Raw genomic sequence first — 10751 nt, forward strand, 5'->3', positions numbered from 1 at the left:
CAACATTTAGTAAATGCCCCTGAATTTAGCTGCTGGGTACTGGCTATTAGGTACAATAGTTTCAGTTTACTGAGGGAGCATAACCCTTCTACGCAGCCGAGCATTGCAGAAAGAAAGCGTAAAAAACGAATTCTGTTTGAGGCCGCAGGCCGAGTTTATTCGTTTAGGTTTATTTCGAAACGCACAGGGCACTCTGCAAAGCAGAGCAAGTAGCAGGGCTGACGGGGATTGATAAGGGGAGTTCAGAAACTTCCCTTGTCTCGCTCAACAAGAGCGAAACAAGATGCTAAATATTAGCGATAGATCGGAAATATCGCGACAACTGAAACTGAAGCGAATTCCCGCAATTTTGGAAAACTTCCCAAGCCCAAACGTTGAATGAATATCCCCGAATCTAACTTTCTCCTACTGGATACATTAGTTTCAGTGTACTGAGGGAGCATGACCCTTCTACGCAGCCGAGCACTGCAGAAAGAAAGTGTTAAAAACGAATTCTGTTTGAGGCCACAGGCCGAGTTTATTCGTTTAGCGTTATTTAGAAACGCACAGGGTACTCTGCAAAGCAGAGCAAGTAGTAGGGCTGACGGGGATTGGTAAAGGGAGTTCAGAGACTCCCCTTACCTCGCCCAAACAGGGCGAAATAAGATGTATCTAAACAACACCCTATCCAAATCAGGTGCAGAAGGAGAAGCTACTTCGAAGAATGATTATGCACCCCATCCCAATCATCCGATGGCGTATCCATCTGCCCCTGAATCCGCTCCCGATACAACTCAATCAACACCGGACTGATCACCGTCTCATCCATCTGATCCAGCAACGCCAATGCCTGCTCCCACTCACGCGAACGATACGCCAGCACCATCGCTTCAAACCGTTCAACCTGCTCCTTAGTGGTGGAGTCCAGTTCAGATTCCAGACAGAGCGGCTGATACAGCTTCACGGGTTCGGCCCGCCCTTTCACTCGCGCACAGTCCAGCTCCATAAAACGGTATTCGGGTACCCGCGCCACCAGCTCACCGCTGACTAAGATCGACACGCCGTAGAATTTGGTCAGCCCTTCCAGACGCGCTCCCAGATTCACCGCATCCCCCATCACCGTATATGCCATACGAAAGCTGGATCCCATATTACCTACGTTCATCTCACCGCAGTTAAGGCCCATACCTACTGAGATCGCCGGTAGCCCTTCACTGGCAAGCAGAGTATTCACGTTATCCAGCTCTGCCTGCATTTTCATCGCCGCATCCAGCGCGTGACGTGTATGTTTAGCATCTTCCAAGGGCGCGCCCCAGAAAGCCATCACAGCATCACCGATATACTTATCCACCGTACCGCGATAGCTGTGGATCACTTCTGTCATCGGTGTCAGGTAGACGTTCATCATCCGTGTCAGTTGCTGCGGCGTGAGTGATTCGGACAGTCCGGTGAAGCCACGGATATCTGAGAAGAATACGGTCATATCACGGCTTTCACCTTTCAGCTGTGCCTCCGTACCTTCAGTGTTCAATTCCGCGACAATCTCCGGTGGAATATACTGACCAAACACGCCAGCTAACTGCATACGGTTACGGGTTTCGAAGAAGAATCCGGCCATCTGCTGGAAGAGGAATAACAGCACCACCAACACTAATGTGTACCCCAGCGGGATCACCCACATCAGTTCGGTCCAGGCGTAAATATTGAGTGCAAGAATCATACTGAGCCAAACCAGCGTCAGCAGCCCCCCCCGGATCACCGATAAACGCGGGATCAGCAGGGACATCAATAAGCCACTGAGCACCAGCTGCACCAGTTCTACCGCAACCGTGTAATCCGGCTGATGATGGATACGCTCATCCAACATGCCGGACAGTATGTTTGCATGCACTTCCACACCGGGATAACGGCTGCTCATCGGTGTGACTCGCAGGTCGAACAAACCTGCTGCGGTGGTGCCTATCAACACAATGGCACCGTCCAGCACTTTAGGATCGGCGGTGCCGCGCAGGACATCGGTGGCCGATACATAGGGAAAACTGCCTTGCGGCCCTCGGTAAGGCACCAGCACGGCACTGTGTTCATCAACCGGCACGGGGATACCAGCCACTTCCACGGCGGTGATCGCGTTGTGTTTCCCGGTGGCATCCGATTCAATCACCGGCACAACTTCTGTTTCGCCAAACAGGGCCATCATCATCGACAGGGCCAGTGATGGGTAATACTGTCCTTCATAACGCTGTAGCAGCGGTACGCGACGATAGACGCCGTCTACATCCACGGATGGGTTATCAAAGAAACCGCCCCAGAGTGTACGTTGCTGTAGCAGCGGCAGGTTGCCGATCATGCCATCGGCGGTCAGAAACGGGATCGATGCCAGACGGGGATCAGGTGCCAATACCGGTGCCGCCAATGCGCCTACCGTTTTTGCACCGGTGCGATCCAACGTGCCGTGATCAAACGGGAAACCCAGCACCACTGGCCGTGAATCGATCGCATCGGCAAAGCGTTGATCAGGATAGAGATAGGTGGATAACTTCAGCAGATCCCGTACATTCAGGTTGGCTTCGCCCTCAGAGATCTGCTGTAAAGTGTACCGACTGATCTGGGTATCCGGCTCAGGAAATACAACATCAAAACCCACAATCGCAACGCCGTATTGATCAAACAGCCGATCAACCATCGCCCCCACCTTGTCACGACTCCAGGGCCAGCGCCCCTCCTGCGACATGGTTTTTTCGTCCACATCTACGATCACGATACGCGGGTCCTGCTCGTCCAACAGGGTTTGCTGCAACCGCAGGTCGTACAGATCCAGTTCAAACCGTTCCAGCAACAACGGCCGGTTGCCGGTCAACACCGGAATCAGCACCAGTAACGTAAGAAACAGGCCAAACAAGATGCGGATTTTGCGTTGGTTCATAACGGTTTCATCCGTGATAACTCCGTAAGAGGTCGGCCACGTTTACTCTGCGGCAACACGCTGTAGCTGTGGATAATCCAGATCACCGGAGAGAATTTTATTGACGCCATCGGCCAGCAACGTGGTCATACCCTCTTCCATTGCCTGTCGGGTGATCTGCCCAACATCCGCATTGTGGTTGATCAGGTCACGAATCTGGTCGCTGGAGACCAACAGTTCGTGGATCGCCATACGGCCGCGATATCCGGTGTTCCCACACTCGGCACACCCTTTCGGTTTGTAGAGTGTGGATGCCGGTGTCAGCAGCAGATTGGGATCGCCCGATTTACGGATCAGCAGTTCCACCTCATCCTGTGTTGGCTGATACGGCTGCTTACAGTCGCTGCACAATTTACGCACCAGTCTCTGAGCCACAACCCCCACCAAAGCTTCAGAGAAGTCGTCCGGGTCCAGATCCAGACCCAGCAAACGGGTGATGGTTTCCGGTGCAGAGTTTGTATGCAGGGTGGATAACACCAAATGCCCGGTTAATGACGCATCCACGGCTGCTTTCGCGGTTTCACGGTCACGCATCTCACCGATCAGAATTACATCCGGGTCAGCACGCAGGAAGGAACGCAGCGCCGCGGGGAAATCCAGACCGATCTTCGGCCGTATCTGAACCTGCAACAGACCTGACTGGGTGATCTCCACCGGATCTTCCGCCGTCCAGATCTTTTTATCCGGGGTATTCAACTCCGATAACAACGCATGCAAGGTGGTCGTTTTACCCGAGCCGGTTGGTCCCACCACCAGCAACAGCCCATGTGGACGGGTCATCAATGTCTTCAACTCACGTGCATTACGCGGGTTAAAGTTGAGTTTGTTGAACGGGATCGGCTCACCACTTTGCAGCAGACGCAGGACCATCGCTTCGCCGTTCACCGTCGGGAGGGTTGCAACACGAAACTCCAGCAGCTGGTTTTGCATACGCACGCTGAACTTACCGTCCTGCGGGATGCGGCGTTCGGAGATATCCATGTTCGCCATGATTTTGATGCGGGAGATAATCGCACGGGTGTGATTGTTGGGGATCTGGATACTCTCCTGACAATCGCCGTCGATACGTAACCGTACCCGTGTCGGCTCACGCTCTTTTCCCGGTTCGATATGCACATCCGAGGCGTTCCAGCGTTTCGCATCCAGTAACAACTGGTTCACCAGCTGGACCACATCAGAGCCCTGACCGTCCAGCTCTTCGATCTCTTCAATCTCGCCCAGCCGGTCATTGCTGGACAGCACCAGTTCAACTTCATCGGTTTGTTCGCTGGTATCTTCAAAACCGAGCGATGCCAATCCAAGGTACTGATGAATATCATCCACCAAGCCCACGCAGATCTGCACATGACGCGTCCCCAACAGATGCGACATCGACAATACCCGCGAGGTATCGTTGGGATCATCGATCAGAATAATCACCTGATCATCACTTTTGCCATTGGTCAGCAGCGCCAGATTATTGCTTTTCAGGTAACTGAGTTTGATGTTCTCGCATACCGGGTGGATCTGGTAGGTTTCAGGCGCATAGGGCACAAACGGCACCTGATAATAACTTTCCAGTGAGCGGCCAATCTGCTCGGTGGTTAAACGTGCATCGTTGCGTAACAAACGGGTCAGCGGAAAGGCACTGCTCGCTTGTTTAATGTAGTGCTGCAGCTGGTAGGGTTCCAGCAACTGTTCGTTGGTCAGGTATTCGTAAGGGCCGTTGGTACAACCAAAGTCCGCCCGAAATTTCTGCGCCAGCCGCTGAGCAAAAGCCTCTGCTTTCAGCATGTCCTGCTGATCGAAGCTATTGCCGTCGCTGCGGTTAATAATTTGCAAGACGCCCAGCAATACCTGTTTGTGCTCGATTGGCACAACGACCATTGAGCGTGACTCAAAGCGGATGTCCGCAGTGAAACTAGCGTTGTAACGAAGGTTGGGATGGATCTTCTTCAACTCATCCGCATCACCCACATCTTTGATCAGCAGCGGCTTGCGGGAAAACGCCACATATCCGGAGATGGAGGTGGTACTGACAGGTACGCGGATCTCGGTAAGATCATCGCCACTTTTACAGCGAGAATAGATATCGGTGCTAGCGAGATTACGTTGGTAGATGGTGATACGTTCTGCTTTAAATAAACGCAGAATCGCATGTTCTACCAGCGGAAAGGCGTCCGTAAAACTGCTGGACTGATTGATCAGACTCAGAACTTCGCTCAAGCTTGCGTAAAACTGGGGCGAATCCTTTAACATCTCTTTGCTCATACACACCTTGGCGCTTCAGGTCTCCGTTTGACCTGATTCTAAAGAGCGCCGGGCGTACTGGAAAGCCTAAGTTAGTGTCGATGCGTTTAAGTCCGTCTTCAAGCAAGGTGGATAAAGGTGCAGGACGCTCCTATTCCAGCTGCATGATGGAATACCCTTTCCCCTGTAACTGTTTAAGCAGGCCATCCGGTCCCAGCAGGTGCGCAGCCCCTACCAGCACAAACTCCTGCTCTGGAGTCTCAAACATATTGAGGATCTGCGGCATCCAGTTGTTATTTCGTTGCACCAGCAGCTCCTGATACAACTTCGGATAATCCTCTGGCATGTCGTCCAGTACCGCGCCTTCAAGGGCTTTTACATCACCGGAACGCCACGCATCGATGATGGTACGAATACCGTCACGGGTTTTATGCGCATCCGCCAGCGTTTGACTGACAAACTGGTCTTCAACGCCTGCCCCCATGTTGGCCACGAAGTGCAGGTGATCATCAATGGACTCAAGCCCCTGCACAGGCTTACCACTCGCCTGTGCCTGATTGTGAAAGATGGTATCCACCCCTTCATGTTGAATACCCGCTTTAGCGAGTTCAATACTCAGAACCGTCAGCGCAACGCCCGCCGGCGTCAGACGTTCAAACATGGTGATAGGTACACCTTCAGTGCTGGCAAAATGCTCGACCTGGCTAAAGGTTTCAGCACTGACCACGTCACGCAGGGAGCGACCATCAGAATAGGTCAGCATACCCAGTAAGCGCATGGAGTTCTCTGGCAAGGTCAGTTTCGAAATATCAGTTTCCAACACCAGCACATCGGTGTCGTTGAAAATCCTATGAAACGTGGCCGGTAACGGTAGATCGCTTGATGACAAAACATGGATAGTACCCCCCAGAAAAAGACGATCCTTTCCCTTCTCCACCAGCCACACTGAGGTCTCTGCATGCGCGATGCCACAGGACAACAATGCCCCTGAAATCCATAAGGCCAGCTTGTTCATTCCCTAATCTCCCGTCACCCAATTAATATGCTTCAGCATAGCAGCCTCCCCCGCAGAAGCGCATGCACAACCCAATTGTCACGCAGACATGAGGTTATGTTGATTCAATAATGTGTAAATATGCGCTATGTTTATGATCCTAAAGCGAATAGCACACACTTTGAGGTTGTTGTAAAAATGGAGCGTTTGTCGCAAAGCGATCTGAACATCCTGCTGGTTGAACCATCAGCGATGCAGCGTAAAGTCATCGAGCAAGAGCTGAATCATGAACAAGTGACAGCGATCGACCAGGCAGCCACCATCAACGAGGCGCTACAGAGTATCTCAGCCGTCAGCCCGGATCTGATAGCCAGTGCGCTGTATTTTGAAGACGGCACGGCGTTGGATCTGCTTGAAGAAATTCGGAAACTGCCGCACTGTGCAGAAACCCCGTTTATGCTGGTGACCAGTGAAACCCGTTTGGCACAGCTTGAAGTCTTTAAGCAGTCGGGTGTTGTTGCCATTCTGCCAAAACCGTTCACCCGCCAGCACCTCAACAGCGCACTCAACGCGACGGTTGAGCTCCTGTCTCCGGAAGAGCTGGAGCTGGAAAACTACGAAATTACGTCGCTGAAAGCACTGGTTGTGGATGACAGCACAATGGCTCGCAAGATGATTTCACGGGTGCTGGGTAATCTGGGTGTTACTGACATTGTGGAGGCGGTTGATGGCGCTGAAGCGATCGCCACGCTGTCAGAAACGATCGTGGATTTTGTCGTGACCGATTTCAATATGCCAAATGTCGATGGCGCAGAACTCACCACCTATATCCGTAACAGCAAGAGTTTGTCATCACTGCCAGTAATGATGGTGACCTCTGAACAGGACGAAACCAAACTCAGCCATATTAATCACTGCGGTATCGATGCGCTGATCGACAAGCCGTTTTCACCCGTCGAAGTTAAATGTCTGCTGCACCGCCTGCTGGACTGAATGACACGAACGATTAGATCAGAACTGAAACAACCCGGTAAAGCTCAACCGGGCTGCTTCAGTTCTGGCTGACCGCTTAACGCTTTTTTGCGGCTTTCAGCGTGTCTTCCATCGCTTGTTCATACGCGGGTCTGAGCTGAGACCAGCTAAGTGCGTGAACATCGGGAACCTCAGCCTCCCCGCATCTCAGGCGTTCAGCGTGCAGGATAATGCGATCCACCGCTAATTTTGCTTCCCTCAGGATATCCTTGCCGCAATCTTCATATAGATAGGATGCTGCAAACAGCTCAGGATAAACCTCTCGACCCGGTAACACCGGAATACACCCCATCGCCACCGCTTCAAGCACCGACAACCCCTGAAACTCATGGGTCGCAGTTGACAGTATCAGATCGCCGGCACCTAACCAGCTCAGATATTCATCACGGCTCTCGGCATAGCCAAACTGATCCAGCCGATGCGCGAATTCCGTTTCAATCTGATCAAAATCTTTTGGCGAATGACGAAAGCGCTCTCCCAACACACAGAGACGAAAATCGGTCCCCCGCTGCTCCAGTACGCGCAGTATGGCCAGTAAACGATCCGGACCTTTATCAAATTCCCAGCGCGCCGCCCAGATCAGGCGTAAAGGTCGGCCATCAACAGGTTGATCATTATTCCAGACAACCGCGGAATCGGATGCTGGCGGTGTTTCTGTAAAAAGACGATCCGGCAACGGCACATGCACCACCTCACAACGCGCCGCCAACTGGTCAATCAGGCCAGCGGGCACCTGATCGGGCAACTTCTTCAGCAGCTTTCGACTCCCCGCCAGAAACGTGCCGCGGTTGTATTCGGTGTTAAACAACACCCGATCCGCAGCCAACGCGGTATAGATGTTAAGGATCTTCGGCTCGACACTGCCAAACTCACGGCCCGATTCCGGGTAAGCAAACTGGTTTTCGTGAAAATAGACCAGCGTTGGGATCGTCGCTAACCGGGGGGCCATCCCCTTCAACGCGGACAGATCCGTCATGGACGTTGCGATAATCAGGTCATACGGCTGGCTGAGGAGGTTCTGCTCACCAAACGCCCAGCTCAGGCTATTACCACGAATACGCCATGAAAAGTAACGTGGCGGCAGACTCAGCACCTGCCAGTCATGCTCGGGGAACTGAGCCACGAGTCCTTTACGCCAATAGATATGGCTGGCGGCATCATATGCGGAAAGCAGGAGTATTTTCATGGATGCGATACAACCCTGGGAGCAATATAGAAACAACAGTTAGGAACAACAGAAGAAACGGTTCAGCGGGCTATTCTAGCGTAATCGAACGAAGCGCCTACCAACATTCTTTGCTTGAGCGAACTCTCATAAACATTAAACCGTCCAACTTATTAGACATTTATTACTTTTTTCCTGTATAATTCGCCGCTTTTACCACTCCTGACAGCTCCCTCCGCGGGCAATTGTCTCTTTTTTGCATACAGGTATCCATTTAATGTCCGAATCTGGCACCCAGCCGACTACTTTCACCTCTCTTGGGGTTGCAGAGCCCATTCTGCGAGCGATTAACGAGATTGGTTATGAAACACCTTCCCCAATTCAAGCTGAAAGTATCCCGCCTCTGCTGGAAGGTTCAGACCTGCTGGGTATGGCCCAGACTGGTACCGGTAAAACCGCAGCATTTGCACTACCACTGCTGACACGCTTGCAGACCAACCGCCGTGACCCGCAATTGCTGGTACTGGCTCCAACCCGTGAGCTGGCTATTCAGGTTGCAGAAGCGTTGCAGAGCTACGCTAAATACATGAACGATTTCCACGTGCTGCCTATATACGGTGGCCAGAGCTACGAAACACAGCTGCGTCAGCTGCGTCGTGGTGTACAGGTTATCGTCGGTACTCCGGGCCGCGTGATGGATCACATCCGTCGTGGTTCCCTGAAGCTGGACAAGCTGGAAGCACTGGTGCTGGATGAAGCCGACGAAATGTTGCGTATGGGCTTCATCGACGATGTCGAGTGGATTCTGGATCACACACCACCAACGCGTCAGATCGCGCTGTTCTCTGCGACTATGCCACCACAGATCAAGCGCGTGGCACAGAAGTACCTGAACGATGCAAAAGAAGTACGCATTGCCTCTAAGACAGCAACCGCCACGACTATTTCTCAGAAATACTGGCGTGTAAGCGGCCTGCATAAGCTGGACGCTCTGACCCGTATTCTGGAACTGCAGCAGTTTGATGCGATGCTGATCTTCGTACGCACCAAGTCTGCAACCGAAGAGCTGGCCGAAAAACTGTCTGCTCGCGGTTACTCCGCAGAAGCACTGAACGGTGATATGTCTCAGCAGCAGCGTGAGCGTACGGTTGAGCGCCTGAAGAATGGTAAAACAGATATTCTGATCGGCACCGACGTGGTTGCTCGTGGTCTGGACGTTGAGCGTATCAGCCACGTTCTGAACTACGACATTCCATACGATGCTGAATCTTACGTACACCGTATTGGCCGTACCGGCCGTGCTGGTCGTACCGGTGAAGCAATTCTGTTTGTTGCACCCCGTGAACAGCGCATGCTGCGCACTATCGAACGTGCGACTAAACAGCCAATCGAGCGCATGGACCTGCCAAGCGTAGGTGATGTGAACGAGAAACGTGTTGAGCGCTTCATGCAGCGCATCAGTGACACTCTGGATAACCAGGATGTGTCTCCATACCTGGATCTGCTGTCCGAATACCAGAAAGAACACGATACCGATCCGCTGAACATTGCTGCGGCACTGGCACTGTTGGCACAAGGCGACCAGCCACTGCTGATGGTTGAGCCACCACCACGTCCAGAACGCGAACGTCGCGACGACCGTGGCACACGCCGCGAACGTGGTGATCGTGATCGCGGTGATCGCGGTGATCGCGGTGATCGTGGTGATCGCGGCCGTCGTCGTGAATTCGACCGCGCTGCTAAGCCGCTGAAGGGTCGTCCGGATATGGATATGGAACGTTTCCAGATCGCTGTGGGCCACCAGCACAATGTACAGCCTAAGAACATCGTCGGCGCGATTGCCAACGAAGGTAACATTACCGCATCGCTGATCGGCCAGATCGAAATCTATGATGATTTCAGCACCGTTGATCTGCCATCCGGTATGCCTAAGGAGACACTGGCGAAACTGAAGCGTACTTTCGTATGCGGTCAGCGCCTGAACCTGCGTCAGGCAGAAGACTCTGAAGGCGCACCTAAGGGTCGTCCACCACGTAAGCGTCCTAGCAACGGCGGCGCTAAGCGTCCACCTCGCAAAGACAGCTAATACAGTGAGCGATTCAAAAAAGCGGACTCAGGTTTAACCTTTGTCCGCTTTTTTATTGCCTGTTTTCGGGAACCCTTATATTGCTCGGGGTGCCTAATCGACCTGTCTTAACAGCTCCTGATAGGCATCACTGCGTCGGTATTCACCTGGTGTCATCCCGGTCCACTTCTTGAATGACCTAAAGAACGCCGACGGTTCATCAAATCCCATCAGGCTCGCCACGTCGTTGATCGATAGCTGCGGCGAGTTGATATACCCCAACGCAGCCTTTTTACGACACTCATCCTTAATCTTCTGATAAGAG

The 10751-nt window shown here is 52.6% G+C and carries 7 protein-coding genes; 2 read left to right on the top strand and 5 right to left on the bottom strand.

Features of this window, described 5'->3' with window-relative positions; genetic code table 11:
• Nucleotides 1-691: 691 nt before the first annotated feature.
• From ABYW01_RS06175 to ABYW01_RS06185, 3 genes are all read right to left on the bottom strand, one after another.
• On the bottom strand, nt 692-2902 hold the full coding sequence (locus tag ABYW01_RS06175) for a CHASE2 domain-containing protein (RefSeq protein WP_372831622.1): 2211 nt from the start codon (nt 2900-2902) through the stop codon (nt 692-694).
• Between the two features lie 42 nt (nt 2903-2944).
• Nucleotides 2945-5191 (bottom strand): ATPase, T2SS/T4P/T4SS family, encoded by a 2247-nt coding sequence (locus tag ABYW01_RS06180; protein ID WP_372831623.1) that lies wholly within the window; start codon nt 5189-5191, stop codon nt 2945-2947.
• 130 nt (nt 5192-5321) lie between these two features.
• Nucleotides 5322-6185 (bottom strand): TraB/GumN family protein, encoded by an 864-nt coding sequence (locus ABYW01_RS06185; protein WP_372831624.1) that lies wholly within the window; start codon nt 6183-6185, stop codon nt 5322-5324.
• 120 nt (nt 6186-6305) lie between these two features.
• Between ABYW01_RS06185 and ABYW01_RS06190 the strand changes: the two genes are divergently transcribed.
• Nucleotides 6306-7157 carry a response regulator gene (locus ABYW01_RS06190; protein WP_372831625.1) on the top strand — a complete coding sequence of 284 codons (852 nt, stop codon included), beginning with the start codon at nt 6306-6308 and terminating at the stop codon, nt 7155-7157.
• Between the two features lie 76 nt (nt 7158-7233).
• Here the strand turns inward: ABYW01_RS06190 and ABYW01_RS06195 are convergent, their stop codons facing one another.
• Complete coding sequence (locus tag ABYW01_RS06195) at nt 7234-8382, bottom strand: DUF3524 domain-containing protein (protein WP_372831626.1); 1149 nt, start codon at nt 8380-8382, stop codon at nt 7234-7236.
• Nucleotides 8383-8638: 256 nt separating this feature from the next.
• On the opposite strand from ABYW01_RS06195, the gene ABYW01_RS06200 reads away from it, so the two are divergent.
• Complete coding sequence (locus ABYW01_RS06200; RefSeq protein ID WP_372831627.1) at nt 8639-10447, top strand: DEAD/DEAH box helicase; 1809 nt, start codon at nt 8639-8641, stop codon at nt 10445-10447.
• Between the two features lie 93 nt (nt 10448-10540).
• On the opposite strand, the gene ABYW01_RS06205 is transcribed toward ABYW01_RS06200, so the two are convergent.
• Nucleotides 10541-10751: helix-turn-helix domain-containing protein (locus ABYW01_RS06205; protein WP_372831628.1), on the bottom strand; the 211-nt coding region annotated here is incomplete at its 5' end.

The organism is Pontibacterium sp. (genome assembly GCF_041587635.1).
In the GTDB taxonomy this organism is placed as follows: Bacteria; Pseudomonadota; Gammaproteobacteria; order Pseudomonadales; family Balneatricaceae; genus Pontibacterium.

Excerpts from the sequence above, each read along its gene's own strand:
- ABYW01_RS06195 (WP_372831626.1), bottom strand. The coding sequence starts at position 8,382 with ATGAAAATACTCCTGCTTTCCGCATATGATGCCGCCAGCCATATCTAT.
- ABYW01_RS06200 (WP_372831627.1), top strand. The coding sequence starts at position 8,639 with ATGTCCGAATCTGGCACCCAGCCGACTACTTTCACCTCTCTTGGGGTT.
- ABYW01_RS06190 (WP_372831625.1), top strand. The coding sequence starts at position 6,306 with ATGCGCTATGTTTATGATCCTAAAGCGAATAGCACACACTTTGAGGTT.
- ABYW01_RS06175 (WP_372831622.1), bottom strand. The coding sequence starts at position 2,902 with ATGAACCAACGCAAAATCCGCATCTTGTTTGGCCTGTTTCTTACGTTA.
- ABYW01_RS06180 (WP_372831623.1), bottom strand. The coding sequence starts at position 5,191 with ATGAGCAAAGAGATGTTAAAGGATTCGCCCCAGTTTTACGCAAGCTTG.
- ABYW01_RS06185 (WP_372831624.1), bottom strand. The coding sequence starts at position 6,185 with ATGAACAAGCTGGCCTTATGGATTTCAGGGGCATTGTTGTCCTGTGGC.